General features: G+C 69.4%; 26 protein-coding genes. 6 read left to right on the plus strand and 20 right to left on the minus strand.

Going from position 1 to position 26,754, the window contains the following annotated elements; genetic code table 11:
• Window positions 1-223: 223 nt before the first annotated feature.
• The gene (locus ACIRRY_RS37315) at window positions 224-1,510 is read left to right on the plus strand and encodes an ATP-binding cassette domain-containing protein (protein WP_403981916.1); all 1,287 of its coding nucleotides are present in this window, start codon (window positions 224-226) and stop codon (window positions 1,508-1,510) included.
• Window positions 1,507-2,379: an ABC transporter permease gene (locus ACIRRY_RS37320; RefSeq protein ID WP_403981919.1), complete on the plus strand. Its 873-nt coding sequence runs from the start codon at window positions 1,507-1,509 to the stop codon at window positions 2,377-2,379. Before ACIRRY_RS37315 ends, ACIRRY_RS37320 begins: the two co-directional genes overlap by 4 nt.
• A 26-nt stretch (window positions 2,380-2,405) precedes the next feature.
• Here ACIRRY_RS37320 and ACIRRY_RS37325 read toward each other — a convergent pair whose 3' ends face one another.
• On the minus strand, window positions 2,406-2,738 hold the full coding sequence (locus ACIRRY_RS37325) for an ATP/GTP-binding protein (RefSeq protein WP_403981921.1): 333 nt from the start codon (window positions 2,736-2,738) through the stop codon (window positions 2,406-2,408).
• A 221-nt stretch (window positions 2,739-2,959) separates the two neighbouring features.
• Between ACIRRY_RS37325 and ACIRRY_RS37330 the strand changes: the two genes are divergently transcribed.
• The gene (locus ACIRRY_RS37330) at window positions 2,960-3,988 is read left to right on the plus strand and encodes an LLM class flavin-dependent oxidoreductase (RefSeq protein WP_403981924.1); all 1,029 of its coding nucleotides are present in this window, start codon (window positions 2,960-2,962) and stop codon (window positions 3,986-3,988) included.
• An 83-nt stretch (window positions 3,989-4,071) separates the two neighbouring features.
• Here the strand turns inward: ACIRRY_RS37330 and ACIRRY_RS37335 are convergent, their stop codons facing one another.
• Window positions 4,072-4,464: an SCO5389 family protein gene (locus ACIRRY_RS37335; RefSeq protein WP_200679793.1), complete on the minus strand. Its 393-nt coding sequence runs from the start codon at window positions 4,462-4,464 to the stop codon at window positions 4,072-4,074.
• Between the two features lie 253 nt (window positions 4,465-4,717).
• Between ACIRRY_RS37335 and nucS the strand changes: the two genes are divergently transcribed.
• Window positions 4,718-5,398: an endonuclease NucS gene (gene nucS, locus ACIRRY_RS37340; protein ID WP_403981926.1), complete on the plus strand. Its 681-nt coding sequence runs from the start codon at window positions 4,718-4,720 to the stop codon at window positions 5,396-5,398.
• Window positions 5,399-5,475: 77 nt separating this feature from the next.
• Here the strand turns inward: nucS and ACIRRY_RS37345 are convergent, their stop codons facing one another.
• The 3 genes from ACIRRY_RS37345 to ACIRRY_RS37355 all read right to left on the minus strand — a co-directional run bounded on the left by ACIRRY_RS37345 (window position 5,476) and on the right by ACIRRY_RS37355 (window position 9,585).
• Window positions 5,476-7,974: an ATP-binding protein gene (locus tag ACIRRY_RS37345; RefSeq protein ID WP_403981929.1), complete on the minus strand. Its 2,499-nt coding sequence runs from the start codon at window positions 7,972-7,974 to the stop codon at window positions 5,476-5,478.
• A gap of 275 nt (window positions 7,975-8,249) precedes the next feature.
• A complete protein-coding gene (locus ACIRRY_RS37350; RefSeq protein WP_019060737.1) occupies window positions 8,250-8,573 on the minus strand; it encodes an STAS domain-containing protein in 324 nt (107 codons plus the stop codon).
• A 163-nt stretch (window positions 8,574-8,736) separates the two neighbouring features.
• Window positions 8,737-9,585: a 3-hydroxyacyl-CoA dehydrogenase family protein gene (locus ACIRRY_RS37355; protein WP_403981932.1), complete on the minus strand. Its 849-nt coding sequence runs from the start codon at window positions 9,583-9,585 to the stop codon at window positions 8,737-8,739.
• A 194-nt stretch (window positions 9,586-9,779) separates the two neighbouring features.
• Between ACIRRY_RS37355 and ACIRRY_RS37360 the strand changes: the two genes are divergently transcribed.
• Window positions 9,780-10,352, plus strand: a complete 573-nt coding sequence (locus ACIRRY_RS37360; protein ID WP_403981934.1) for a cob(I)yrinic acid a,c-diamide adenosyltransferase — start codon at window positions 9,780-9,782, stop codon at window positions 10,350-10,352.
• On the opposite strand, the gene ACIRRY_RS37365 is transcribed toward ACIRRY_RS37360, so the two are convergent.
• On the minus strand, window positions 10,349-11,830 hold the full coding sequence (locus ACIRRY_RS37365) for a M4 family metallopeptidase (RefSeq protein WP_403981937.1): 1,482 nt from the start codon (window positions 11,828-11,830) through the stop codon (window positions 10,349-10,351). The two genes, ACIRRY_RS37360 and ACIRRY_RS37365, sit on opposite strands and share 4 nt — an antisense overlap.
• A gap of 236 nt (window positions 11,831-12,066) precedes the next feature.
• Between ACIRRY_RS37365 and ACIRRY_RS37370 the strand changes: the two genes are divergently transcribed.
• A complete protein-coding gene (locus tag ACIRRY_RS37370) occupies window positions 12,067-13,893 on the plus strand; it encodes a glycosyl hydrolase family 18 protein (RefSeq protein ID WP_403981940.1) in 1,827 nt (608 codons plus the stop codon).
• Between the two features lie 41 nt (window positions 13,894-13,934).
• On the opposite strand, the gene ACIRRY_RS37375 is transcribed toward ACIRRY_RS37370, so the two are convergent.
• The 14 genes from ACIRRY_RS37375 to ACIRRY_RS37440 all read right to left on the minus strand — a co-directional run bounded on the left by ACIRRY_RS37375 (window position 13,935) and on the right by ACIRRY_RS37440 (window position 26,741).
• A complete protein-coding gene (locus tag ACIRRY_RS37375) occupies window positions 13,935-14,381 on the minus strand; it encodes a DUF2550 domain-containing protein (protein WP_403981942.1) in 447 nt (148 codons plus the stop codon).
• Window positions 14,382-14,519: 138 nt separating this feature from the next.
• On the minus strand, window positions 14,520-14,894 hold the full coding sequence (locus ACIRRY_RS37380) for a F0F1 ATP synthase subunit epsilon (RefSeq protein ID WP_266772606.1): 375 nt from the start codon (window positions 14,892-14,894) through the stop codon (window positions 14,520-14,522).
• 111 nt (window positions 14,895-15,005) lie between these two features.
• Window positions 15,006-16,451: a F0F1 ATP synthase subunit beta gene (gene atpD, locus ACIRRY_RS37385; protein WP_403981945.1), complete on the minus strand. Its 1,446-nt coding sequence runs from the start codon at window positions 16,449-16,451 to the stop codon at window positions 15,006-15,008.
• Complete coding sequence (locus ACIRRY_RS37390) at window positions 16,452-17,366, minus strand: F0F1 ATP synthase subunit gamma (protein WP_403981948.1); 915 nt, start codon at window positions 17,364-17,366, stop codon at window positions 16,452-16,454.
• 21 nt (window positions 17,367-17,387) lie between these two features.
• Complete coding sequence (gene atpA / locus ACIRRY_RS37395; protein ID WP_403981950.1) at window positions 17,388-18,977, minus strand: F0F1 ATP synthase subunit alpha; 1,590 nt, start codon at window positions 18,975-18,977, stop codon at window positions 17,388-17,390.
• 131 nt (window positions 18,978-19,108) lie between these two features.
• The gene (locus ACIRRY_RS37400; RefSeq protein ID WP_403981953.1) at window positions 19,109-19,924 is read right to left on the minus strand and encodes a F0F1 ATP synthase subunit delta; all 816 of its coding nucleotides are present in this window, start codon (window positions 19,922-19,924) and stop codon (window positions 19,109-19,111) included.
• The gene (locus tag ACIRRY_RS37405; protein WP_200679770.1) at window positions 19,921-20,463 is read right to left on the minus strand and encodes a F0F1 ATP synthase subunit B; all 543 of its coding nucleotides are present in this window, start codon (window positions 20,461-20,463) and stop codon (window positions 19,921-19,923) included. The genes ACIRRY_RS37400 and ACIRRY_RS37405 overlap by 4 nt, the downstream gene beginning before the upstream one ends.
• A 43-nt stretch (window positions 20,464-20,506) precedes the next feature.
• Window positions 20,507-20,743: an ATP synthase subunit C gene (locus tag ACIRRY_RS37410; RefSeq protein WP_043683105.1), complete on the minus strand. Its 237-nt coding sequence runs from the start codon at window positions 20,741-20,743 to the stop codon at window positions 20,507-20,509.
• Between the two features lie 75 nt (window positions 20,744-20,818).
• Complete coding sequence (gene atpB / locus ACIRRY_RS37415; RefSeq protein ID WP_078651739.1) at window positions 20,819-21,655, minus strand: F0F1 ATP synthase subunit A; 837 nt, start codon at window positions 21,653-21,655, stop codon at window positions 20,819-20,821.
• Window positions 21,656-21,865: 210 nt separating this feature from the next.
• Window positions 21,866-22,279: a hypothetical protein gene (locus tag ACIRRY_RS37420; protein WP_403981956.1), complete on the minus strand. Its 414-nt coding sequence runs from the start codon at window positions 22,277-22,279 to the stop codon at window positions 21,866-21,868.
• Between the two features lie 294 nt (window positions 22,280-22,573).
• Window positions 22,574-23,893, minus strand: a complete 1,320-nt coding sequence (locus ACIRRY_RS37425; RefSeq protein WP_403981959.1) for an MraY family glycosyltransferase — start codon at window positions 23,891-23,893, stop codon at window positions 22,574-22,576.
• A gap of 129 nt (window positions 23,894-24,022) precedes the next feature.
• Window positions 24,023-25,261 carry a serine hydroxymethyltransferase gene (gene glyA, locus ACIRRY_RS37430; protein ID WP_403981962.1) on the minus strand — a complete coding sequence of 413 codons (1,239 nt, stop codon included), beginning with the start codon at window positions 25,259-25,261 and terminating at the stop codon, window positions 24,023-24,025.
• A gap of 158 nt (window positions 25,262-25,419) precedes the next feature.
• A complete protein-coding gene (locus ACIRRY_RS37435) occupies window positions 25,420-26,097 on the minus strand; it encodes a protein-tyrosine-phosphatase (RefSeq protein ID WP_403981965.1) in 678 nt (225 codons plus the stop codon).
• Entirely contained in the window at window positions 26,094-26,741 is a 648-nt protein-coding gene (locus ACIRRY_RS37440; RefSeq protein WP_033285396.1) for an L-threonylcarbamoyladenylate synthase, read from the minus strand. Before ACIRRY_RS37440 ends, ACIRRY_RS37435 begins: the two co-directional genes overlap by 4 nt.
• Window positions 26,742-26,754: the final 13 nt, after the last annotated feature.

Raw genomic sequence — 26,754 nt, forward strand, 5'->3', positions numbered from 1 at the left:
CCGCCCCCGGCGCGAGGATTGGCCCACCACCACGCCCACCACCACGCCCACGGCAACAAGCGCGCCCGCGCCTCCGACCCCACCACCCCAACCACCCCGACCACCCCAACCCAAGGCCACGGCTTTACTCGCTCTTGAGCGGAACCGTCAGCGCCCCGATATCCTCCTAACCCTTACGGGGGCGTGTGCCCTGCTGTCCTGATCCTTTCGATGGGTGCGGAGCATGATCGAGGCTGTCGGCCTGACCAAGCGCTACGGCGACAAGACCGCCGTGTACAACCTTTCCTTCCAGGTGCGGCCCGGTGCCGTCACCGGCTTTCTCGGGCCCAACGGCTCGGGCAAGTCGACGACGATGCGCATGATCCTCGGCCTGGACAACCCCACGTCAGGACAGGTGACGATCGGCGGCTTCCCCTACCGCAAGCTGCCCAACGCCCCCCGTCAGGTCGGCGCCCTGCTCGACGCCAAGGCGGTGCACGGCGGCCGCAGCGCCCGCAGCCATCTGCTCAGCCTGGCGCAGCTCTCGGGCATCCCGGCCCGGCGCGTGGACGAGGTGCTCGGGGTCGTCGGCCTCCAGGACGTGGCGAGAAAGCGCTCCAAGGGGTTCTCGCTGGGCATGGGACAGAGACTCGGCATCGCCGCCGCGCTCCTCGGCGACCCCCAGGTGCTGCTCTTCGACGAGCCGGTCAACGGCCTCGACCCCGAAGGCATCCTCTGGGTGCGGAACCTGATGAAGGCGCTCGCGGCGGAGGGCCGTACCGTCTTCGTCTCCTCGCACCTGATGAGCGAGATGGCACTGACGGCGGACCACCTCATCGTGATCGGGCGCGGACAGCTCCTCTCGGACATGAGCGTGCGGGACTTCATCTCCGCGAACTCCGCCGACTTCGCCCGCGTACGCACCCCCGACACCGAGCCCCAGCTCCGCGAGAAGCTGACCTCCGCGCTGACCGAGGCCGGCGGCCACGTGCTGCCCGAGCAGGACGGCGGGCTGCGCGTGACGGGACTGCCGCTCCCGCGCATCAGCGACATCGCGCACGACACGGACGTACGACTGTGGGAGCTGTCCCCGCACCAGGCCTCGCTGGAGGAGGCGTACATGCGGATGACGCAGGGCGCCGTCGACTACCGCTCGACGATCGACCCGAAGGCCGGCCTGATGCAGCAACTGCCGCCGGGCGCACAGCCGCCGATGCCGGTACCGGGCCAGGGCCAGCCGGGCTGGTACGCGCCGCCGTCACCGCAGCAGGGCGGCCGGCCGTTCGCGATGGGGCAGCCCCCGGCGAATCCTTACGGCACCCCGAACCCGTACGGCGCCCCTGCGGCCCCCGGCGGGGGCGTACCGGGCTCGTACGGGCCTCCGGCGCCCATGCCCCCGCAGACACCGGCACAGCCGCCCCAGGGCGCGCCGGCGGTTCAGGCCCCGGCCGCCCCGGTGGACGCGCAGCCCTCCCCCACCCAAGCCCCTACCCCCACCCCCGACCTCACCAAGCCCGAGGACGCCCGATGAGTACGCCCCAGCCCCCGATGCCGCAGGCAGCCGTGCCCAACTGGCAGGCGGCGAACGGTCCTTCGTACGGTGGGTACACCTCCCCGATCCCGGTGGTGCGCACGCATCTCGGACACGCGCTCGCCTCCGAGTGGACGAAGATCAAGTCGGTGCGTTCGACGATCTGGACGCTCGGCGTGTTCGTGGTCCTCGTCATCGGCATCGGACTGCTCGCCGCCGTCGTGGTCAGCAACTCCTCGTCCGAGATGAACGGCGAGAACCCGCTCTCCCTCGGCTTCTTCGGACTGCTGCTCGGCCTCATGTGCATCATCACGCTCGGCGTGCTGACCACGGCCTCCGAGTACGGCACCGGCATGATCCGCACGACGATGACCGCGTGCCCCAGCCGGGCCCGCGTCCTCGCGGCGAAGTCGATCGTGTTCTTCGGCGTCGCCTTCGTGGTCACGCTGGTGGCCGTGTCGTTCATCGCCTTCGTGGACGCCTCGCTGCTGGAGAACAACGGCGCGAAGGACCCGTCCGCGGGCGAGTGGTTCAAGGGGACCGTCGGCGTCTCGCTCTACGTCGCGCTGCTCGGACTGCTCTCGCTGATCATCGGCTCGATCATCCGGCACTCCGCGGGCGCGATCACCGTCATGATCGGTGCCGTGCTCGCCCCGCTGGTCATCGCGCTGTTCATGTTCTCGCAGTCCCTGGAGGGCGTGCGCCAGGCCCTGTTCGAGTACTCGATCCCGAACCAGCTGAGCGTCTTCTACTCCAACTCCCTCAGCGAGTCCGGCCCTTCGGGCTGGGATCCGCTGTGGATCATCGTGGGGGTGACGGCCGTCGCGTTCGCGGGCGCCGTCGCACTGCTGGAGAAGCGGGACGTGTGACCCGTACCACTTACTAGGGCCTCGGCCTAGAACTTCGGCGCGTTCCTGGACCGCTGCACCCGTGTGGTGCGGCGGTCCTTCGCGTTCCAGCAGGCCTTGTGCCAGTGCCGGCGGTCGTCCACGCCCGCGTGCTCCGGCCAGGCCACCACATGCGGGACACCGGAGGGAATCTGCTGGTCACACCCCGGGCAGCGGTACGTCTTGCCCTCGGCGCTCGCCCCGGCGACATGGCGCACGCTCCACTCCTCGCCCTGCCAGTGCTCCGTGGACTGCCAGCCGCCGTAGCGGCCGGAGCGGTCGTCGTCGGCGCTCTGGCCGGGGGAACCGGACTCCTTGGGTCGGTTGCGACGCGGGGACACAGAACACCTCACGGGGCTATACAGGAGGCAAGGGCTGTGTCCAGCCTACGTGGCCCGGACAGGGGTACGCGAAGGGCATCAACCCACACAAGTCCCCCTCGGGACCGCGCATTCTGCAGACAATCCGCAAATCTCTCCGCCAGGCCGTGTCCTCGGCACGTGTCGGACGGTTATGCCCGGTGGGGGAGCTCCGTGTCGGAGCCAAGGAAGCAGGAAGAACCATGCGCGTCGGAAGTTTTGTGTTGGCGGCCCAGTTCCCGGGGCAGGGCCAGGGGGAGGCCCTGCACCGCGCGGTCCGCTCGGTGCAGGTCGCGGAAGAAGCCGGTCTCGACACGGCCTGGCTGGCCGAGCACCACTTCGTGCCCTACGGCACCTGCCCGTCCGCGATCACCCTGGCCGCGTTACTACTGGGCCGCACCCGGCGCATCCGCGTCGGCACCGCGGTCAGCGTGCTGCCCACGGTCCACCCGGTCGCCCTCGGCGAGCAGGCCGCGCTGCTGCACGTGACGAGCGGCGGACGCTTCTCGCTGGGCGTGGGCCGCGGCGGGCCGTGGGTCGACCTGGAGGTCTTCGGCGCGGGTCTCGCCGCGTACGAACAGGGGTTCCCGGAATCCCTCGATCTGTTGATGCGCTGGCTGCGCGAGCCCTCGGTCGCGGGTACCGGTGACCGCTTCGCGTTCCGTGAAGTCCCGGTCGTACCAAGGCCGTCGGAGGCGCTGTCGGACGCGCCGGGCCCCGAGGTCGTCGTCGCCTGCACCTCGCCCGCGAGCGTGCGGCTGGCGGCCGAGCGGGGCCTGCCGATGCTGCTGGGCATGCACGTCGGGGACGAGGAGAAGGCCGAGATGGTCGCCCTGTGGCGGCAGTTGGCGCGGGCGGCCGGACGGTCGGCGGAGGAGATCCGGGGCGCGGCCCATGTGTCGGCCGGGGTCTGCCAGATCGCGGACAAGCGCGCGGACGCCGTGGAGTCGCTCGTGAAGGCGATGCCGGGCTGGCTCAAGCAGGGGCTCGACGCGCATGTCACCGTGGACGACCGCGAGCGCCGGATGCGCGACCCGCTCGCGTACACCGAACTCCTTTGCGGGCTGCACCCGGTGGGCACCCCGCGGCTGTGCGCCGACCGGCTCGCGGCGACCTCCGAGCGGACCGGCATCTCCCGTTTCGCGCTGCTCGTCGAGGGGTCCGGAGACCTCGCGGCGACCGAGGAGAACGTACGGCGGCTCGGCGCCGAGGTGCTCCCCCACCTCGGCTGAGCGAACCGCGGGGAGCTTGCCGCCCCAGTACTAAATGCACCTCCCGCGTACGGAGCGGCAAGCGGTGGTACGCGATCGCCGCGTCAGCAGTCCCTGAACTCCGGGGACTGGTTCAGCAGTTGACTGCGCACCGAGGTGAAGCGGGTCAGCGTCTCGTCGACCGAGCCGTCCAGCGGGAACACTGCCACCCGATGGCAGTTCTGGAAGGCCAGGCGTACACCGAAGTGCCGCTGCAGCGCGCCGCGTATCGCGTCACTCGCGAGCGCACGCAGCAACTGACCGCGTGCCTGCTCGTCCGGCGGCGGCGTCTGGTTGTCGGCGAACGCACCGCCGTCGACCTTCAGCTGAGCCACCAGGGAGCTGATCATCTCCCATGCGTAAGGCAGGGAGGTCCGGACGCAGTCGACGAATTCAGCTTCGTCGACCTCGCCTCGCTCGGCCTTTTCGAGTAGGGCCGGTGAGACGTCGAGCGACATGGGTTCTCCTCTCGCACCCCCAACGCGCAGGGGTTGCCGGACAGATAAGGGAGTCCGCGATTACGAACACGCTGCGTACACGTCTCGCGACCTCCCGTTCATACGGTAGGCAACAGAAGGAGGCGGCACCAGGAGAATGCGTACATACGGAACTCTCAATGGGCCCACAATCGGCCACTAATGAACAAGGGGCGTCACGGGTCTTCCAGGGCGAATCGCGTTCACTGCCGCCCGTCGAGTAGCGTTGCCGACCATGCGTCTCGTCATTGCCCGGTGTTCCGTGGACTACGCGGGTCGGCTCACCGCCCACCTTCCCTCCGCTCCCCGTCTGATCCTGGTGAAGGCGGACGGCAGCGTCTCGATCCATGCGGACGACCGGGCCTACAAGCCCCTCAACTGGATGTCGCCGCCCTGCACGTTGAAGGAGGGTTCGGGGACCGCCGACGATCCCGCGGACGTCTGGACCGTCACCAACAAGGCGGGCGAGAAGCTCATCATCACGATGGAGGAGGTCCTCCACGACTCCTCGCACGAACTCGGCGTGGACCCGGGCCTGATCAAGGACGGCGTGGAAGCGCACCTCCAGGAGCTGCTCGCCGACCGCATCGACACCCTCGGCGAGGGCTACACGCTGATCCGCCGCGAGTACATGACGGCCATCGGCCCGGTCGACATCCTGTGCCGGGACGCCGAGGGCCAGACCGTCGCGATCGAGATCAAGCGGCGCGGCGAGATCGACGGCGTGGAGCAACTCACCCGCTACCTCGACCTGTTGAACCGCGATCCCCATCTCGCCCCGGTCCGCGGCATCTTCGCCGCCCAGGAGATCAAGCCCCAGGCCCGCGTCCTCGCCACCGACCGCGGGATCGGCTGCGCGGTCCTGGACTACAACGCCCTGCGCGGCATCGAGGACGACAAGCTGCGCCTGTTCTGACCGACCAGGATCAGCTACGGCACGAAAAGGGCCGGTTCCGATCATCGGAGCCGGCCCTTTTCATGTCGTACGGAGGGTCAGATGACGGCACCCGAAGCGCCGCTGCTCCCGGGCGCGGCCGAACTGGTCGTGTCCATGGGGGCGCTGGAGGTCGTGCCGCTCGCGGAGGTGTCGGTGGCGGGGGCGCTGGACGAGTCCGACGGTGACGGTGACGTGGTGTCCGTCGGTGCGGAGGTCGTCGGCGAGGCCGGGGTGGTCGGTGTCGTCGGCCTCGACGTGGACGGGCTCGGCGAAGAAGGCCTCGTCGATGTGGACCTGGTCGGTGTCGGTGTGCTCGACCCGCCACTCGTCCCGCTCGGCTTGTCCGAAGGCGTCCCGCTGCCCGTCGGTGTCGGGTCGTCCGACGTGCCCATCGTGCCGTCCGGGCCCGGGTCGGTCGGGCGGCTGGTGGCCGTGCCGGTGTCGTCGCCCCGCTTCGCCGGGTCGGCGCCGAGGCTGTCGTCGCCCGTGCCCTGGCTCGCGGACGGGTTGACGCCGACCTTGTCGGACGGGTTGTCGGCGTTGTTGTTGGACGTGGCGCCGAGGGTGACGACGGTGCCGAGGACGGCGGCGAGCAGGACGCCCGCGCCGGCCGCGACTAGGTTGCGCCGGGCGTAACCGCGCAGGCCGCCCCGGGCCTTGTTGTGGGACTTCGGGGTCGAGGGCTGGTGGGCGACGAGGGTGTAGGTCTCGCCGGGCGGCTGGAGCGGCGGGAAGGGCGCCGGTGTGCCGCCGGGCGGCGGGGCCGACTCCTCGTGGCGCGCTTCGGGCACTTCCTCGCCGGCCGTGACGTCGGGGGCGAGCGCGAAGCCGGAGCGGTCGGCGACCAGGGCGAGGGCCCGACGCCCCGCGACGGCACCGCGCTTGTCGGCGGCGGCACCGCGCAGGCCGATGGAGGACTCCAACTCGGCCCGGGCCCGGTCGAGTTCGCCCTCGCAGAGCGCGAGGACCCCCAACTCGTGCTGGAAATAGGCCTGTTCACCGACGTCGTCGGCGAGTCGGGCGGCCTCGGCGCCGGAGCGCAGCACGCGCTCCCAGGCGCTCCAGTGCAGTCCGGCGGCGAACGCGGGGGCAGCCGTACGGGCCAGGTGGACGGTGGTGCTCTCCTCGCCGTCGCCGGGCGGGGTCGTCGCCGGCAGGAGGGCGTCGAGCGCGGCGAGCAGGGCGTCCGCCTCGGCGCAGACGCGCTCGGGGGTGACCGAGGGGTGCCCGGCCCACCAGGAGTAGTGCAGGGCGGCGATGAGGGCACCGGACGCGATGTCGTCGCCGTATCCGGCGGCCTCGATCTGGGTCTGGACGCCGGTGGCGAGCCGGTAGCGGGAGCCGACCGGGGAGACCAGTCCGCAGCCCGCGAGTTCGCCGAGGGCGGCGTCCGCGTGGGTGTCGCCGACGAGCGCGGGCAGATGCGCCTGGTGCGGCACCTCGCCGCCGAGCGCGACGGCGAAGCGCAGGGTGGCCCGGGCCGAGGCGCTGAGCCGGGAGGCGAGCAGCGGCGCGGGCGCGGCGGCCTCACCGAGGGACGGCAGGGGTACGGCGTCGCCCTCGTCGAGGTCCAGCGGCGGGGTGTCGAAGGGCTCGTCGGCCGGGGGCGCGTCCTGGAAGACGCCGAACTCCTCGACGGCGCTGGTGCCGACGCGCAGTTCGTCGCGCTGGCGCAGCAGGGCGCCGGCCTGGACGAAGCGCAGGGGCAGCCCCTCGGACTCGAAGTAGAGGTCGCCCGCCCAGTTCGCCTCCTCCTCGGTGAGGACGCGGCCCACCGCGCGCTCCAGGACCTCCACGGCGCCGGGCCGGCCCAGGCCGCCGAGGAAGACCTCCTCGATGGCGGAGTCCGCGGACGGTGCCGGGATCTCCGGGGTCGCGGCGATCACGAAGGCGCACTCGGGTGTCGCGTCGAGGAGTTCGTCGAGGGCGGCGGCGCCGAACTCGATGTCGTCGAGGACGACGACCGCGCCGATCTCCCCCGTGAGCGCGAGCAGTTCGGCCCGGTCGGGCCGGTGCAGGGGGGCGTCGTAGACGGCGTGGAAGAGGTCGTGGAGGAGGTCGGTGGCGGTGCGGTGGAAGCCGGTGAGGCGGATCACGCCGTCGGGGGCGAGGTCCAGGCAGTCCTCGGCGACGAGGTCGAGCAGGCTGGTGCGGCCCGAGCCCGAGGGACCGGTGAGGCGTACGGAACGGCCGCGGGCGAGCAGCCGTACGAGACGCTCGCGCTCCTCCTGGCGTTCCAGGAGCGGGAGTTCGGGGCGGTTCAGGCCGGGCGGGACGGGCGGTTTGGCCGCGCGGGCCGCCTCGGCGCGCTCGGCGGCACTGAACTTCGCGGGCCGGCCGGGCCGCTGACCGGGCTGGCAGGTCTCGATCTCGCTGCCGTCGACGGGATTGACGGTGAGCAGGTACTCACCGGCGACCACCTGCACGGTGCGGGCGAGTGCGGGTGTGTGCTGGCCGAAGTCGGGTGTGAGGGGTTCCCGTGGCGGGCGCTGACGGGACGACGTGTCGTCGCCGTCCTGGCCGTACTCCTCGGGTCCCCGGTCGATCGGGTCCATAGGTCCAAGCCCCCCAAAAGCGTCGTGTGCGGGTCGATGGGACCCAGGCCCCTCCCGGCCTTGTGCACACCGCGCTGTCGCTTCTGGTCCGGGCCCGCTCGAAGGGTTGTCTGGTAGCGGGCGACCGAACCCTAAACCTTGGCACAGTATCTACGACAGGCCGGGGTACCGCGCCGTCCGAGACATCACAGTCTCGTGAGGATTGTGCGCGGGGCACGTTTCGCGGGCGTCTGACAGGGCCTCTTCGGAAAAGTGTGACGCTTTCGGGGAAAGTGTCACACTCTGGGAAGCGACTCCACCCCGATGCCGCCCTCGATGGCGAGGATGCGGTGCAGCCGGGTGGCCACGAGCAGGCGCTGCATCTGCGGTGGTACGCGGCGCAGCACCAGGCGGCGGCCGCAGCGGCCGGCCCGTCGGTGGGCTCCCATGATCACACCGAGGCCGGTGGCGTCCCAGGAGTCGAGCTCGGACAGGTCCAGCACCAGATCGCCGACTCCGTCGTCGACGGCCGAGTGCAGGACCGTACGGGCGTCCGCCGCGCTGCGGACGTCGAGGCGGCCCCCGACGACCAGCTCGACGTGGTCGCCCCTGATGTACATATGCGCTCCCCGTGAGTGCGGTGACGTACTCGGTCATGTCGGTGATGTCGCCGAAGTCGGTGATGCAACGTCTGACTGCGTGAAGTGCCGGGAAGTTGCCGTCCGTGAGCGAACCGATACCGAATTCACCCCTGGGTGTGATGCCTCAGGGGCGTGTGCGGTTTCAGTGCTTGTAGAAGCCCTGCCCGCTCTTGCGTCCGATGTCACCGGCGTCCACCATTCGGCGCATCAGCTCCGGAGGGGCGAACTTCTCGTCCTGCGACTCGGTGTAGATGTTGCTCGTGGCATGCAGCAGGATGTCGACGCCGGTGAGGTCCGCCGTCGCCAGCGGGCCCATCGCGTGGCCGAAGCCCAGCTTGCAGGCGAGGTCGATGTCCTCGGCGCTGGCGACACCCGACTCGTACAGCTTCGCCGCCTCGACGACGAGCGCCGAGATGAGACGGGTCGTCACGAAGCCGGCCACGTCGCGGTTGACGACGACACAGGTCTTGCCGACGGATTCGGCGAACTCCCGCGCGGTGGCGAGGGTTTCGTCGCTCGTCTTGTAGCCGCGGACGAGTTCGCAGAGCTGCATCATCGGGACCGGCGAGAAGAAGTGCGTGCCGACGACGCGCTCCGGACGCTCCGTCACGGCCGCGATCTTCGTGATCGGGATGGCGGAGGTGTTGGAGGCGAGGACGGCGTCATCGCGGACGATCTTGTCGAGCGCCCGGAAGATCTCGTGCTTGACTTCCAGCTTCTCGAAGACGGCCTCGACGACGATGTCCGCGTCGCCGACGGCGTCGAGGTCGGTGGTCGCCGTGATGCGCCCGAGGGCCGCGTCGGCGTCGTGCGCCTCCAGCTTCCCCTTGCTCACGAACTTGTCGTACGAGGCCTTGATGCCGTCGGTGCCACGCTTCAGGGCTTCGTCGGTGACATCGCGCAGGACGACGTCCCAGCCCGCCTGCGCGGAGACCTGGGCGATACCGGAACCCATGAGTCCGGCGCCGATGACGGCAAGCTTCCGTGCCACTGTGCGACTCCCCTTTGAAACGCTTACAGCGTGTATCCGTATGCCTCTCGGCGGACACTAGCGAAGGTGCGGCGCTGTGTGACCGGTTAGTAACGCGCGTCACGTCTCATCTGACGGACATCACACCGGCACGGGTCATTCGACCGCCCGTACGGCCTAGTTGAGCACCGGCCGGGCCTGACTACGCTGGCCACATGGTCAATCTGACGCGCATCTACACCAGGACCGGCGACCAGGGCACCACCGCCCTCGGCGACATGAGCCGGGTCGCCAAGACCGATGTCCGCATCTCGGCGTACGCCGACACCAACGAGGCGAACGCGGCGATCGGCACGGCCGTCGCCCTCGGCGGCCTGGACGAGGACGTCGTCAAGGTCCTCACCCGCGTCCAGAACGACCTGTTCGACGTGGGCGCGGACCTGTGCACCCCGGTCGTCGCCGAACCGGAGTTCCCGCCGCTGCGCGTCGAGCAGTTCTACATCGACAAGCTGGAAGCGGACTGCGACCACTTCAACGACCGGCTGGAGAAGCTCCGTTCCTTCATCCTCCCGGGCGGTACCCCGGGCGCGGCCTTGCTCCACCAGGCCTGCACGGTCGTACGCCGGGCCGAGCGCTCGACCTGGTCGGCCCTGGAGGTCCATGCCGAGGTGATGAACCCGCTGACGGCGACCTACCTCAACCGGCTGTCGGACCTGCTGTTCATCCTGGCCCGCACGGCCAACAAGGCTGCCGGGGACGTGCTGTGGGTGCCGGGGGGCGAGCGCTAGCCGCCGACGGGCAGGCCCACGGAGTCCCAGGCGGCGAGGACGGCGCGGTGCTCCTCGCCGTTCTCGCCGTAGCGGGCGGCGGCGGCCCGCGCGGTGCGCCGGGCCCAGTCCTCGAAGGTCGGGGCCGCCATGCCCTCGCCCACGGTGAGCGCGTCCCACCAGACTCGGCCCGCGCGCTCCCAGGCCCTGCCGCCGAGCGCCACGGCGACCCGGTGGAAGGCGAGGCTGGGGATGCCGCTGTTCAGATGGACGCCCCCGTTGTCCGTCCCGGTCTCCACGTAGTCGCGCATGTGGTCCGGCTGCGGGTCCTTGCCGAGCGGCTCGTTGTCGTACGCCGTGCCCGGGGCCCTGAGCGAGCGCAGGGCCTGTCCGCCCAGCGCGGGGACGACCAGTCCGGCGCCCGCCAGCCAGTCGGCCTCGTCGGCGGTCTGGTCCAGGTGGTACTGCCGGGCGAGCTGGGCGAAGACGTCGCGCACCGAGATGTGCAGGGCGCCGCTCTGCCCGAAGAAGGTCCACGTCAGTTCGGGCAGCGCGGCCAGTGACTCGTACACCACCACGTCGACGCACTGGGTGAAGCGGCCGAAGATCTCCTGGTCGCCGTCGCCGAACACCAGCAGCTCGCCGTTCCAGAACGCGTTGTTGTACGCCACGTCGTAGTGCACGACGGCGGCCAGCGGTCCGCCGCCCCGGCCGATGCCGTGCCGCCCGAACACCTCCGCCAGGAACGTGGACGCCAGCACCATCCCGTCGTAGGCCTCGTCCACCGCTGGATCGCCGGTCGGCGGCAGGCCGGTGTACCGCACCGCGCGCAGCCGGTCGAGGACGTCGCCGCCCGCCGCGTCGAAGACGACATGGGCCACCACCCCGTCCGCCCGGCGCCGCACCCGCAGCCCGCCGTCCCGCAGGGTCACCCCCGGTCCGCCCCGGAAGTCCAGCGCGAGGGCCTCCTCCCGCGTGAGCCGTTCCAGCAGCGCCAGCGGCACCACCCCGGACGTCACCGGAGGAGGAGCCGGGTGCGCGTCGTCCGGCTGCCGGCGGCGCAGTCGCCGCGTCCACGCCGTGATCTGCTCCTGGGACACCTTCGCCATCGCGCCGATCTCCTCGACGGCGGCCGCGATCTGCTCGGCCTCCCCGGCCAGCCACTGGTCCCGGACGGCGGGCGAGAGGGTGTCGTCCGCCAGGAAGGGCAGCAGTTCCAGCGCCTCGTACCCGCCGTGCACGGTCTCGAACGCGCGCACGTCGCGCCGCCGGGCCAGCACCGCGCCCTGGCTGTCCCAGGCCGCGCGGGACAGGGTGGGCGCCGGCCAGTGCCCGGTCTGCCGGAAGTACGCGACCGCCGTGCTGTCCCGGGTCAGCTCGGCGTAGATGAGCCGCGCCGCCGTCCGCAGCCGGTCCCGGCTCCGCAGCCAGGCGCCGCCCGCGGTGGCCAGCGCACCACCCGCCGTACCGATCAGCGCCGCCAGCAGTGTGCTGTCCATGGCCGCATGGTCGGGGCGCCCCGCTGATCCTGCCAAGGGCGCTTCGGGCGTATTTCTCCTCCCCCGGCCGGCCCAAGCGGCCGTGCGGGCAGCGGAGTTGGGGGTTTAGCACACCTTTACCAAAGTGGTCCAGACCTATTGACCCGTGGTCCAGACCTTTCTATTCTCGCGGCACTGTGGGTGCGAAGGCTCAGTCGCGCCCCACGTCATCCCCGACACCCCCGAGGAGGCGCTCAATGCGCTTCAGACAACGAGCAGTTGCCGGGTTCACCACCCTGCTGCTCCCGCTCGCCGCTCTCGTCGGTCTGGCGGCCCCCGCCGAGGCCGCCTCGACCGCCACCGCCACCTTCGCCAAGACCAGCGACTGGGGCACCGGCTTCGGCGGTCAGTGGACCGTCAAGAACACCGGTACCAGCGCGATCAGTTCATGGACGGTCGAGTGGGACTTCCCCTCCGGCACGTCCGTCACCTCGGCCTGGGACGCGGACGTCACCAGCTCCGGCAGCCACTGGACCGCGAAGAACAAGTCCTACAACGGCACCATCGCCGCGGGCGCCTCCGTCTCCTTCGGCTTCAACGGCGCCGGCAGCGGCTCGCCCTCCAACTGCTCTCTGAACGGCGGCAGTTGTGACGGCGGCACCACCGTCCCCGGTGACGCGGCCCCCTCCGCGCCCGGCACCCCCACCGCGTCGTCGATCACCGACACCTCGGTGAACCTGTCCTGGTCGGCCGCCACCGACGACAAGGGCGTCAAGAACTACGACGTCCTGCGCGACGGCACCAAGGTCGCCACGGTCACGACCACGTCGTACACGAACACCGGCCTGACCGCCGGCACCGACTACTCGTACACCGTGCAGGCCCGCGACACCGCCGACCAGACCGGACCGGTCAGCGGCTCGGTCGCCGTGCACACCACGGGCGGCAGCACCACTCCCCCGACTACCGGCAGCAAGGTCAAGCTCGGGTACCTCACCGAGTGGGGCACCTACACCCGCAACTACCAGGTCAAGAACCTGGTGACCTCGGGCTCGGCGGCGAAGATCACGCACATCAACTACGCGTTCGGCAACGTGACGAACGGGCAGTGCGCGATCGGTGACGCCTACGCCGACTACCAGAAGACGTTCACCGCCGACCAGTCGGTCAGCGGTGTCGCCGACACCTGGGACCAGCCGCTGGCCGGCAACTTCAACCAGCTGCGCGAGCTGAAGGCCAAGTACCCGAACATCAAGATCCTGTGGTCCTTCGGCGGCTGGACCTGGTCCGGCGGCTTCGCGCAGGCCGCGGCCAACCCGACCGCGTTCGCCAACTCCTGCTACAGCCTGGTCGAGGACCCGCGCTGGGCCGACGTCTTCGACGGCATCGACATCGACTGGGAGTACCCGAACGCCTGCGGCCTGAGCTGCGACACCAGCGGCGCGGCGGCGTACAAGAACCTGATGTCCGCCCTGCGCACCAAGTTCGGCTCCAGCTACCTGGTCACCGCCGCCACCACGGCGGACGGCACCTCCGGCGGCAAGATCGACGCCGCCGACTACGCGGGCGCGGCCCAGTACGTCAACTGGTACAACGTGATGACGTACGACTTCTTCGGCGCCTTCAACGCGACCGGCCCGACCGCCCCGCACTCCCCGCTCACCACCTACACCGGCATCCCGACCCCGGGCTTCACCACGGCCGACGCGATCGCCAAGTTCAAGTCGAAGGGCGTCGCCGCGAGCAAGCTGCTCATCGGCATCGGCTTCTACGGCAGAGGCTGGACCGGCGTGACCCAGGCCGCACCCGGCGGCTCGGCGACCGGCCCGGCGGCGGGCACCTACGAGCAGGGCATCGAGGACTACAAGGTCCTCAAGACGTCCTGCCCGGCCACCGGCACCATCGCCGGCACGGCGTACGCCTACTGCGGCAACAACTGGTGGTCGTACGACACCCCGGCGACCATCGGCACGAAGATGGCGTGGGCCAAGACCCAGGGTCTGGGCGGCGCGTTCTTCTGGGACTTCAGCGGCGACACCAGCAACGGTGAGCTGGTGACCGCCATCAACAACGGCCTCGCGTAGGCGAGTTGGCCGAACAGAACCAAGACAAGAAGAAGTAGGAACTAAGCGACGTTGACGCGTTGACCGGGCGGGGCTGCTTCGAGCCACGCGAGAAACCCGGTCAACGCGTCTTCGCTCATGGCGAGTTCGAGCCGCGTGCCCCGGTGCAGGCAGGTCAGGATGACCGCGTCGGAGAGCAGCGCCAACTCCTCCTCACCCTCGGGGAGGCGGCGGCCGGCCACCTCGATCGCCGAGCGTTCCAGTGTGCGGCGCGGGCGGTAGGCGTAGGAGAAGACGCGGTACCACTCGATGCGGTCGCCGTTGTAGCGGGCGACGCCGTAGCTCCAGCCCTTGCCGTTGGTGTCGGGTTTCTCCGGGACGTCCCAGCGGAGCGAACAGTCGAAGGTGCCACCGGAGCGCTGGATGAGTCTGCGGCGCAGGCCGAAGACGAACAGCCCCAGCACTACCAGGGCCACCACAATTCCGCACACAGTCAGAGCGAGGACCATCGACACCGACCTCCTCGTCTCCTAGGTAAAACAGGTAACGGAACGGAAAAAACACCCACATTCGCCTCAGCCGCGGCTGGGGCCGGATTCCTCCGGTCCCAGCCGCGGCTGAGTCACGTCATCGCGTCGAAACTGGGTTCAGCGCGTCTCCACCGCACGCAGTCGGACATCCGCGCGACGCTCGGCGGACTCGTCGCCCTCCGCCTTCGCACGCTCCAGCTCGCGCTCCACGCGCTGGACGTCGATCTCGTCCGACAGTTCGGCGATCTCGGCGAGCAGCGACAGCTTGTTGTCCGCGAACGAGATGAAACCGCCGTGCACCGCGGCGACGACCGTCCCTCCGTCGCTCGTACGGATGGTCACCGGGCCCGACTCCAGCACACCGAGCAGCGGCTGGTGACCGGGCATGACGCCGATGTCGCCGGACGTGGTGCGCGCGACGACCAGGGTGGCCTCGCCGGACCAGACCTGGCGGTCCGCGGCGACGAGCTCGACATGCAGCTCAGCAGCCAAGGTGGGCTCCTCGGGTCATCACCCGGCGGTCGTGCCGGGTGTGGGGTCAATTCTAGTGGGCGTGGGAGAGGGGGTGGGACACGGCCCCACCCCCTCAGGTGAAGCAAGGGGTCAGGAGACGCCCAGCTCCTTGGCGTTGGCCTTCAGGTCCTCGATACCACCGCAGAGGAAGAACGCCTGCTCCGGGAAGTGGTCGTACTCGCCGTCGATGATCGCGTTGAAGGCCACGATCGACTCGTCCAGCGGGACGTCCGACCCGTCGACGCCGGTGAACTGCTTGGCGACGTGGGTGTTCTGGGACAGGAAGCGCTCCACGCGACGGGCACGGTGGACGGTGAGCTTGTCCTCCTCGCCCAGCTCGTCGATACCGAGGATCGCGATGATGTCCTGAAGGTCCTTGTACTTCTGCAGGACCGTCTTGACGCGCATCGCGGTGTTGTAGTGCTCCGCCGCGATGTACCGCGGGTCGAGGATGCGGGACGTGGAGTCCAGCGGGTCCACGGCCGGGTAGATGCCCTTCTCGGAGATCGGACGGGAGAGAACCGTCGTCGCGTCGAGGTGGGCGAAGGTGGTGGCCGGGGCCGGGTCGGTCAGGTCGTCCGCGGGGACGTAGATCGCCTGCATCGAGGTGATCGAGTGACCGCGGGTCGAGGTGATGCGCTCCTGGAGGAGACCCATCTCGTCGGCCAGGTTCGGCTGGTAGCCCACCGCGGAGGGCATCCGGCCGAGCAGGGTCGAGACCTCGGAACCGGCCTGCGTGAAGCGGAAGATGTTGTCGATGAAGAACAGCACGTCCTGGTTCTGCACATCGCGGAAGTACTCCGCCATGGTCAGACCGGCCAGCGCCACGCGCAGACGGGTGCCCGGGGGCTCGTCCATCTGACCGAAGACAAGGGCGGTCTTGTCGATGACGCCCGAGTCGGCCATCTCCTCGATGAGGTCGTTGCCCTCACGGGTGCGCTCGCCGACACCGGCGAACACGGAGACACCGTCGTGGTTGTTGGCGACGCGGTAGATCATCTCCTGGATGAGCACCGTCTTGCCGACGCCGGCACCGCCGAACAGGCCGATCTTGCCACCCTTGACGTACGGGGTGAGCAGGTCGATGACCTTGACGCCGGTCTCGAACATCTCAGTCTTCGACTCGAGTTCGTCGAAGCGGGGGGCCTTGCGGTGGATGGACCAGCGCTCGCCCTCGTACTTCTCGTCGGAGTTCAGCACCTCACCGAGGGTGTTGAACACCTTGCCCTTGGTGAAGTCGCCGACCGGGACGGTGATGCCCGTGCCCGTGTTGGTGACCGTGGCCTGGCGGACCAGACCGTCGGTGGGCTGCATCGAGATGGTGCGGACCACGCCGTCGCCCAGGTGCTGGGCGACTTCCAGGGTCAGCGTCTTCTTCGCGCCGTCCAGGGCCGGGTCGGCCACCTCGACGTGCAGAGCGTTGTAGATCTCCGGCATCGCGTCGACGGGGAACTCCACGTCGACGACCGGGCCGATGACCCGGGCGACGCGGCCCGTGGCAACGGCCGCCACTGCGATATCAGTGTTCGTCGTCACTTACTTGTCACTCCCCGCGGTCGCGTCGGCCAGGGCTGCGGAGCCACCGACGATCTCGCTGATTTCCTGGGTGATTTCGGCCTGGCGGGCCGCGTTGGCAAGACGGGAGAGCGTGGTGATCAGGTCTCCCGCGTTGTCGGTCGCCGACTTCATCGCGCGGCGGGTGGCGGCGTGCTTGGAGGCAGCCGACTGGAGCAGCGCGTTGTAGATACGGCTCTCGACGTACCGCGGCAGAAGGGCGTCCAGGACGTCCTCCGCCGACGGCTCGAAGTCGTACAGCGGAAGGATCTCGCCCTGGGGCACGTCCTCCGCGACCTCTTCGAGGCTGAGGGGCAGCAGCCGGCTGTCGACCGGCGTCTGCGTCATCATCGAGACGAACTCGGTGTAGACGATGTGGAGTTCGTCCACGCCGCCCTCCGCCGTGTCCTTCTCGATGGCCTCGATCAGCGGACCCGCGACCTTCTTCGCGTCCGCGTACGTGGGCTCGTCGGTGAAGCCGGTCCACTGCTCCGAGATCTTGCGCTCACGGAAGTTGTAGTGGGCGACACCGCGGCGGCCGACGATGTACGTGTCGACCTCCTTGCCCTCGGCCACAAGACGCGCGGTCAACTGCTCCGCCGCCTTGATGGCGTTGGAGTTGAAGGCACCGGCCAGACCGCGGTCGCTCGTGAGGAGCAGCACCGCGGAACGGGTCGGCGTCTCGGCCTCGGTGGTCAGCGGGTGCCTGGTGTTCGAACCCGTACCGACCGCCGTGACCGCACGCGTCAGTTCCTTCGCGTACGGCGTCGAGGCCTGCACCTTGCGGTGCGCCTTGACGACGCGCGAGGCGGCGATCATCTCCATCGCCTTGGTGATCTTCTTGGTCGCGGTGACGGATCGGATGCGACGCTTGTAGACCCGGAGCTGGGCTCCCATGAGTCAGGTCCCTTCCTTACGTCACTTGGCCGCGGCCGGGGCGTCCTCGCCGAGGAGCTTGCCGTCCGAGGTCTCGAACTGCTTCTTGAACTCGGCGATCGCGTCCGCGGCAGCGGTGAGGGTGTCGTCCGACATCTTGCCGCCCTCCTTGATGGAGGTCATGAGGCCCTGCTCCTTGCGGTGCAGGTACTCCAGGAGCTCCTTCTCGAAGCGGCGGATGTCCTCGACCGGTACGTCGTCCATCTTGCCGGTGGTCGCGGACCACACGGAGACGACCTGGTCCTCGGTGGCCATCGGCTGGTACTGAGCCTGCTTGAGCAGCTCGACCAGACGCTGACCGCGCTCCAGCTGGGCCTTCGACGCGGCGTCCAGGTCGGAACCGAAGGCGGCGAACGCCTCCAGCTCGCGGTACTGGGCGAGGTCGAGGCGCAGTCGGCCGGAGACCTGCTTCATCGCCTTGTGCTGCGCGGAACCACCGACTCGGGAGACGGAGATACCGACGTTCAGCGCGGGGCGCTGACCGGCGTTGAAGAGGTCCGACTCCAGGAAGCACTGGCCGTCGGTGATGGAGATGACGTTGGTCGGGATGAACGCCGAGACGTCGTTGGCCTTGGTCTCGACGATCGGCAGACCGGTCATCGAGCCCTTGCCCATCTCGTCGGAGAGCTTCGCGCAGCGCTCCAGCAGACGGGAGTGCAGGTAGAAGACGTCACCCGGGTAGGCCTCGCGCCCCGGCGGGCGGCGCAGCAGCAGGGACACGGCGCGGTAGGCGTCGGCCTGCTTGGAGAGGTCGTCGAAGATGATGAGGACGTGCTTGCCCTCGTACATCCAGTGCTGGCCGATGGCCGAACCGGTGTACGGCGCAAGGTACTTGAAGCCGGCCGGGTCGGACGCCGGGGCGGCGACGATGGTCGTGTACTCCAGCGCGCCGGCCTCTTCGAGCGCACCACGCACGGAGGCGATGGTGGAGCCCTTCTGACCGATGGCGACGTAGATGCAGCGGACCTGCTTGTTCACGTCGCCCGAGCGCCAGTTGTCGCGCTGGTTGATGATCGTGTCGACGGCCAGCGCGGTCTTGCCGGTCTGGCGGTCGCCGATGATCAGCTGACGCTGGCCACGGCCGATCGGGGTCATCGCGTCGACGGCCTTGTAGCCGGTCTCCATCGGCTCGTGCACCGACTTGCGGACCATGACGCCCGGAGCCTGCAGCTCCAGGGCGCGGCGGCCGGTGGTCTCGATCTCGCCGAGGCCGTCGATCGGGTTGCCGAGCGGGTCGACGACACGGCCGAGGTAGCCCTCGCCGACGGCGACGGACAGGACCTCGCCGGTGCGGGTGACCGGCTGGCCCTCCTCGACGCCGCTGAACTCGCCGAGGATGACGGTACCGATCTCACGCTCTTCGAGGTTGAGCGCGAGACCGAGGGTGCCGTCCTCGAACTTCAGCAGTTCGTTGGCCATGGCCGAGGGCAGGCCCTCGACCTTCGCGATGCCGTCGCCGGCAAGGGTGACCGTACCGACCTCCTCGCGCGAGGCCGCGTCCGGCTTGTACGACTGGACGAAGTTCTCCAGCGCGTCCCGGATCTCCTCCGGCCGGATCGTGAGCTCCGCCATCTGGGTTCCCTGCTCTCCTTGTTGGGCCCGAAGTTTCACTTGGGGGGATGGGGGGACTCCCCCCATGAACGAGGTGAATCCTCTGCACGGCCCAACTCGGGCCGCCTTACTACGTCTTTGTATGGGTACTGCTAGCCCGCCATGCGGCGGGCGGCGTCATCGAGGCGGTCCGCGATGGAGCCGTTGATGATCTCGTCGCCGACCTGCACCCGGATCCCGCCGAGGACCTCGGGGTCCACGTCGATGTTCAGGTGCATGTGGCGGCCGTAGAGCTTCGCGAGGGCGGCGCCCAGGCGCTGCTTCTGCGGGTCGCTCAGCGGGACCGCCGTGGTGACGACCGCGACCAGGCGGCTGCGGCGCTCGGCGGCGAGCTTGGAGAGGGACTCGAGTCCCGCTTCCAGGCTACGTCCCCGGGGCGCGGTCACCAGGCGGGTCACCAGTCGCTCGGTGGCCGGCTTGGCGCGGCCGCCGAGCAGGCTGCCGAGCAGCTCGCCCTTGGCCGTGGTGCCGGCGGCGCGGTCGGTCAGCGCGGCACGCAGCCCGGTGTTCGAGGCGACGATCCGGCCGAACCGGAACAGCTCGTCCTCGACGTCGTCGAGCTCGCCCGACTGCTGGGCGGCGGTGAGGTCGGCGGTGGCCGCCAGCTCCTCCAGCGCGTCCACCAGGTCGCGGGACTGCGACCAGCGGGAGCGCACCATGCCGGACAGCAGGTCGAGGGCGGAGCCGCCGACCTGGCCGCCGAGCAGGCGCTGGGCAAGCTGGGCCTTGGCCTCGCCGTCCTGCGCCGGGTCGGTGAGGACCCGGCGCAGGGACACCTCACGGCCGAGCAGCGCGGTGACGGCGGCCAGCTCGTCGGCGAGCTGCGCCGCGTTCACGGACGTGGAGTCCGTCAGCGCGTCGAGACGCTCACGTGCGGCTGCCAGGGCCTCGCGGCTCGCTCCGTTCATCGCGCCGCCTCGGCCTTCTCCTCAAGTTCATCGAGGAAACGGTCGATCACACGGCTCTGCCGGGCGTGGTCCTCGAGGGACTCGCCGACGAGCTTGCCGGCCAGGTCGGTGGCGAGCTTGCCCACGTCCTGGCGCAGCGCCTGCGAAGCGGCCTTGCGGTCGGCGTCGATCTGCGTGTGACCGGCGGCGACGATCTCCTCGCGCTGCCGCTGGCCTTCCGCGCGCATCTCGGCGATGAGCGTGGCGCCCTGCTCCTGCGCCTCCTGGCGCAGACGCGCGGCCTCGTGCCGGGCCTCGGCGAGCTGAGCCTTGTACTGCTCAAGCACGCTCTGGGCCTCGGTCTGGGCGGCCTCGGCCTTCTCGATACCGCCCTCGATGGCCTCGCGGCGCTCGTCCAGAACCTTGTTGATGTTCGGGAGGAGCTTCTTGGCGAGGAAGCCGAAGACGATGACGAAGGCGATCAGGCCGATGACGAGCTCGGGGATCGGCGGGACGAGAGGGTTTTCCTTCTCGGCCGCCAGAATGAGCAACTGGCTCATGTCAGTGCCTTTCGTCTAGTGGGCTGTCGCTGATCGCGGTCGATCAGGTGCCGTAGACGAACGGCATGACCAGGCCGATGAGGGCGAGCGCCTCACAGAAGGCGAAGCCGAGGATCTGGTTGGCACGGATCAGACCGGCAGCTTCGGGCTGACGGGCCAGCGCCTGGGTGCCGTTGCCGAAGATGATGCCGACGCCGACGCCCGGACCGATGGCGGCGAGGCCGTAGCCGATGGAGCCGAGCGAACCGGAGACGGCAGCGAGGGTCTCAGTGGCAGCCATGCTGATTCTTCCTTATCTGTACGGACCGGCGGAGGTTGGCCACCGGACACCAAGGGGGGTTGTGGAAGGCGGTGCTCAGTGGTGCTCGGCGAGCGCGCCCTGGATGAAGGTGCAGGTCAGCAGCACGAAGACATATGCCTGCAGGGCCTGGATGAAGAGTTCGAAGGCCGTCATCACGATGACCATGACGAACGAGACACCCGCGTAGGCGATGCCGATGCCGTTGAGCAGGTACCAGCTGGCGATCGTGAAGAGCAGCAGCAGGGTGTGGCCCGCGAACATGTTCGCGAACAGTCGCACGGCGTGCGTGAACGGCCGGACGATCAGGTTCGAGAGCAGCTCGATGCCCATCGCCAGCGGGAGAACCGCGCCGAGCGACTTGTCGTAACCGCTGAAGTTCTTGAAGGCGCCGACGAATCCGTGCCGCTTGAACGTCAGCGAGACCCAGACGATGTACACGATCGCCGCGAGGACGATGGGGTACGCGATGATCGAGGTCACCGGGAACTGGGCGACCGGGACGATCGACCAGAGGTTCATCATCCAGATGAAGAAGAAGAGCGAGACGACCAGCGGTACGTACTTCTCGCCTTCCTTCTTTCCGATGGTCTCGTAGACGACACCGCGGCGGATGAAGTCGTAGCCGGACTCGGCGACCATCTGCAGCTTGCCGGGGACGACCTTCGGCTTGCGGAAGGCGGCCCAGAAGAAACCGACGACGATGACCGAGCCGATCAGCGCCAGCAACATCGGCTTGTTGAAGTACACGTTGCTGTCGCCGTCCCCCAGAAGGGGCTTGAACAGGAACGAGTGCAGGCCGGGAGCCGGGAAGCCACAGCCGTCGAAGATGTGGCAGTCGGTCTCGAAGGCGAGCACCTGCGTCGGGTCAGCACTCACCGCGGGCTCCTTCAGCGTGGCGCATAGGTACGGCAACCTCGTTGTGTCGGCGCGGCGCACGGCCGCGGTTCGGCACTGGACTGGTGTTACGGATGTGGGGGCGGCAGTGGGGCATCGAGCCTCGCGATTGAGCAGGCGTCAGCTCAGATGCCCGCGCCCGCGATGCCGCAGTTGGCACCGGACGATAGCAGGGTCGCTTACGTGCTCTTATCCCGGCCCTACCTCTCACGACGAGTGCCCCGACTTCTCGGGCTCGACGTAGAGGATCTTGGCCTTCATGTGGGCACGGGTCTGCGCGGCGGTCCAGACGATGGTTCCGGCGAGCAGCGTGAACGCGAAGGCCTTGGGACTGAACAGCGTGGTGTGCTTGAACGCGGCGAGGAAAATGAACAACAGAAGAATCTGCGCCGCGAAGAGCATGAGGCCCATCGCCTGGAACAGGTGCGGAAGCGATTTGGCAGTGCGCTGCAGAACGTAGAGCCCGATTCCCATGAAGAGGATCACGATCAGCGTCGCAACGGCTGCCCCAATAGCTCCTTTACCGCCGGCGACCACGGCACTGACGACGGCGGCAATCGCGCCGACGGCAGCTGTGGGCACAGCGGCTTGAAGGAGAATCCGGGCGTCATTGGACGGCATGGCGGCAACTCCGCTTGCTAAGGGGGGCGTGTCGTCATGGACGAGCGTAGTCCCGGGATGAGAGAGAACCTCACGCCAATGGACCGTCGCACTGCGGTCCTTCGGCTCTGTCCCGGGTTCTCGTGAACCGTATCACAAACTATTTGATGCGGTCTTTACCTAGAAGGTGTGCTCGCTGTCACACATGAGAGTGATGGTGCGCGTCTGTGCAAAATAGCGGCCAACTTGTCTGGTATAGGGGCGCTTTGTCTGCCCACGAGATGGCAACGCTTTAGTCAGATTCTTACCTTGGCGTCAGCGCGAGGACTCCGCTTTACGTCCGTCCAGGAGCCGCGAACGGGGTCCGACAGCGGTCGCCCCGTTGACTCCTGACACTCCGGCGACAACCGGGGGGCGCGGATCGCGGGCCTCCTCCGCCAGCACCACCACAGGGTCAACTGCCGCCCCGCGACGGCGATATCGCGGCGGCACCAGGTGCTCGGCCCACCGCGGGGCGCGCGGCGTGAAGCGCGGCAGCAGGAGCAGGAGCAGACCGATCGCGCTGAGGATCACGATGCCCATGACGATCCACATGGACGCCGAGTTCACGGAGTAGGCGAGCGCGCCGAACGCGATCAGCGCCGACCAGAAGTACATGATCAGCACCGCCCGGCTGTGCGAGTGGCCGATCTCCAGCAGCCGGTGGTGCAGATGGCCGCGGTCCGCGGCGAAGGGCGACTGGCCCCGCCAGGTGCGGCGGACGATCGCCAGCACCAGGTCCGCGGCCGGCACCGCGATGATCGTCAGCGGCAGCAGCAGCGGGATGTAGACCGGCACCGTCTGGTGCACCGCCGCCTTCTCCGAGCCGACGAACAGCTGCAGCGCGTCCGGGTCGACCTGCCCCGTGATGGAGATCGCGCCCGCGGCCAGCACCAGGCCGATCAGCATCGAGCCGGAGTCGCCCATGAAGATCCGCGCGGGGTGCATGTTGTGCGGCAGGAAGCCCAGGCACATGCCCATCAGGATCGCCGAGAAGAGCGTGGCCGGGGCGGCGGCCTCGATGCCGTACGAGTACCAGATCCGGTAGGCGTACAGGAAGAACGCGGTGGCCGCGATGCACACCATGCCGGAGGCGAGGCCGTCGAGGCCGTCGACGAAGTTGACCGCGTTGATGGTGATGACGACCAGGGCGACCGTGAGCAGGGTGCCCTGCCACTGGGTCAGCGCCACGTTGCCGACGAACGGGATGGGCAGCCACAGGATCGTCAGACCCTGCATGACCATCACGCCGGCGGCGATCATCTGGCCGCCCAGCTTGATCAGGGCGTCGATCTCGAACTTGTCGTCCAGGACACCGATCAGCCAGATCAGGGCGGCGCCGGAGAGCAGGGCGCGCGGCTCGTTCGAGTTCTCGAAGACCTCGCTGAGGTTGGTCAGATGGTCGGCGACCAGCAGGCCGGCGCACAGACCGAAGAACATGGCGATACCGCCGAGCCGCGGAGTGGGTTCCCGGTGCACGTCACGGGCCCTGATCTCGGGCATCGCTCCGGCCACGATCGCGAACTTCCGCACCGGCCCGGTCAGCAGATACGTCACCGCGGCCGTCACGCAGAGCGTCAGCAGGTATTCACGCACAGGCTTCCCCACAGGTCTCGCTGGCCATCACAGCCCCACACCCTAGCGAGGGACGCATATGGTTGGGGACTTCCGGGTAGCGACGATGGTTGCACGTGTGGCTGTGCACTCCGGTCCGGGTACCCCCGTTCAGCCCGGATACGGCGGGAATCCACCCACAAGATCCCGCACTTCGTCACGCGCCGCCTTGGTCTCGACCCGCCCGCGCAGTACACCCGCGAGGAGCGCGGCGATCCCCGCCATCTCGCTCTCCCCCATCCCCTGCGTGGTCACGGCGGCCGTCCCCAGCCGCAGCCCGCGACTGTCGCCGTGCGGCAGCGCGCAGCAGTCCAACACCATTCCGGCGGCGGCGAGTTGACCCCGGGCGACGCGCCCGTCGATGCCGAGGGGAAGCGGGTCCGCGGTGATGAGATGGGTATCGGTCCCACCGGTCGTCACCACGAATCCCTCGGCCGCCAGGCCCGCCGCGAGCACCCGGGCGTTGGCGACCACCTGATGGGCGTACGCCGTGAAGGCGGGCGTCGCCGCCTCGCCGAACGCGACGGCCTTCGCGGCGATGGTGTGCATCTGCGCGCCGCCCTGCGTGAACGGGAAAACGGCCCGGTCCACCCGCTCGGCCAGTTCCGCGCCGCACAGCAGCATCCCGCCGCGCGGCCCGCGCAGCACCTTGTGCGTGGTGGCGCAGACGACATCGGCGTACGGCACCGGGTTCGGCGCCGCTCCCCCGGCGACGAGCCCGATGGGATGAGCGGCGTCGGCGATGAGATAGGCGCCCACCTCGTCGGCGACCTCGCGGAAGAGGGCGTAGTCGATGTGCCGGGGATAGGCGATGGAGCCGCACACGATCGCCTTGGGCCGACGCGTACGGGCGAGGGCGCGCACCTGGTCGTAGTCGATCAGCCCGGTCTCGGCATCCACCCCGTACCCGACGAAGTCGAACCACCGGCCCGAGAAGTTCGCGGGCGACCCGTGCGTGAGATGCCCGCCGTACCGCAGCCCCAGCGCCAGCACGGTGTCCCCGGGCCGCAGCAGCGCGGCGTACGCGGCCAGCACGGCCGAAGACCCGGAATGCGCCTGCACGTTGGCGTGCTCGGCCCCGAACAACGCCTTCGCCCGTTCTACGGCGACACGCTCGGCCACGTCGACGATCTCGCAGCCGCCGTGGTGGCGGGCGCCGGGATATCCCTCGGCGTACTTGTTGGCGAGCGGGGAGCCGAGCGCGGCCAGCACGGCGGCCGAGGTGAAGTTCTCGGCGGCGACGAGCTGCAACGTCGTCGACTGCCGGACCAGCTCCCCGAGCAGGATCTCGGCCAGCTCGGGATCCTGCCGACGCAGGACATCGGCCTCAAGGACAGGGATGACCGACATGGTGGACTCCGGGGCGTCGACGGTGACGTACGTCCAATGTAGGCCCGGGACGGGTGGGGCGCGCGGCCGTTGTCACGTCCTCGGGGGTACGCCGGTGAGGGCGGTGACCGTCGAGTCGGGTCCGCCCGGAAACACCACGCGGCGCCATGCCCGCCGGATCAAGTCCGCGCGGGCACACCCGTCAACGCCGTGACGACCGGATCGATCGCCTGGTTTATCTCGTCCCCGATGGAGCGGAAGAACGGGAGCGGGGCGCCGTACGGGTCGAAGACCTCGTCCGCTTCCGCTGTGGGGGCCAGGAGCCAGCCTCGGAGGGCCGCCGCCGCGCGGACCAGGGCGCGGGCGCGGGCCACCATGCCCTCCTCCAGGGGCGGCAGGGTGGCCGGGTCTATCGCCTTCACCAGGCGGGTGAACTCCTTCAGGGTGAAGGTGCGCAGGCCCGCCGAGTGGCCCATGGAGATGACCTGCTGACGGTGGTCCCGGGTGGCCGTCAGGACCAGGTCGGCGCGGATCACGTGGTCGTCCAGCAGCTCGCGGCCGGTGAACCCGGAGGGGTCCGCGCCGAAGTCGGTGAGGACCGTCGCCGCGTTGGTCTCCATGGGCGCGCCCTCATGGCCCCATGTGCCGGCGCTCTCCACGATCAGCCCGCCCCACAGCGGGTCGCCGAGCCGGTCCGCCAGGGCATGACGGGTCAGCCGCTCGGTGATCGGCGAGCGGCACACGTTGCCGGTGCTGACGTGGAGGATGCGGAAGCTGTCCATGGGGAGGCCTCGTTCGAACAGGTTCCCCGTCACTTCCCCGTTGCCTATGCCACGCCCCGCGTCAGGGGCTGTCAATTCGCCACCTCGAGGTCGGGTACGACCTTGCGCAGCTCCTCCGCCGAGATCGCGCCCGCACGCAGCAGCAGGGGCACCTCGCGGGTGACGTCGACGATCGACGACGGCACGTTGCCGGGCGTCGGACCGCCGTCGAGGTACACGGAGACGGAGTCGCCGAGCATCTCCTGGGCCGCGTCACAGTCCTCCGGCGCGGGGTGGCCGGTGAGGTTCGCGGAGGAGACCGCCATCGGGCCGACCTCCGTCAGCAGCTCGATGGCGACCGGGTGCAGCGGCATCCGGACGGCGACCGTGCCCCGGGTGTCCCCCAGGTCCCACTGGAGGGACGGCTGGTGCTTGGCGACCAGCGTGAGGGCGCCCGGCCAGAACGCGTCGACGAGTTCCCAGGCCAGCTCGGAGAAGTCCGTGACGAGGCCGTGCAGCGTGTTCGGGGAGCCGATGAGGACGGGGGTGGGCATGTTGCGGCCCCGGCCCTTGGCGTCCAGCAGATCGGCGACGGCCTCCGAGGAGAACGCGTCGGCCCCGATGCCGTAGACCGTGTCGGTCGGCAGGACCACGAGTTCGCCCCGGCGGACGGCGGACGCGGCCTCGCGCAGACCCGTCGTGCGGTCGGTCGCGTCATTGGTGTCGTATCGCCGTGCCATCTCTAGCGAGCCT

Source organism: Streptomyces sp. NPDC101776, assembly GCF_044766845.1.
In the GTDB taxonomy this organism is placed as follows: domain Bacteria; phylum Actinomycetota; class Actinomycetes; order Streptomycetales; family Streptomycetaceae; genus Streptomyces.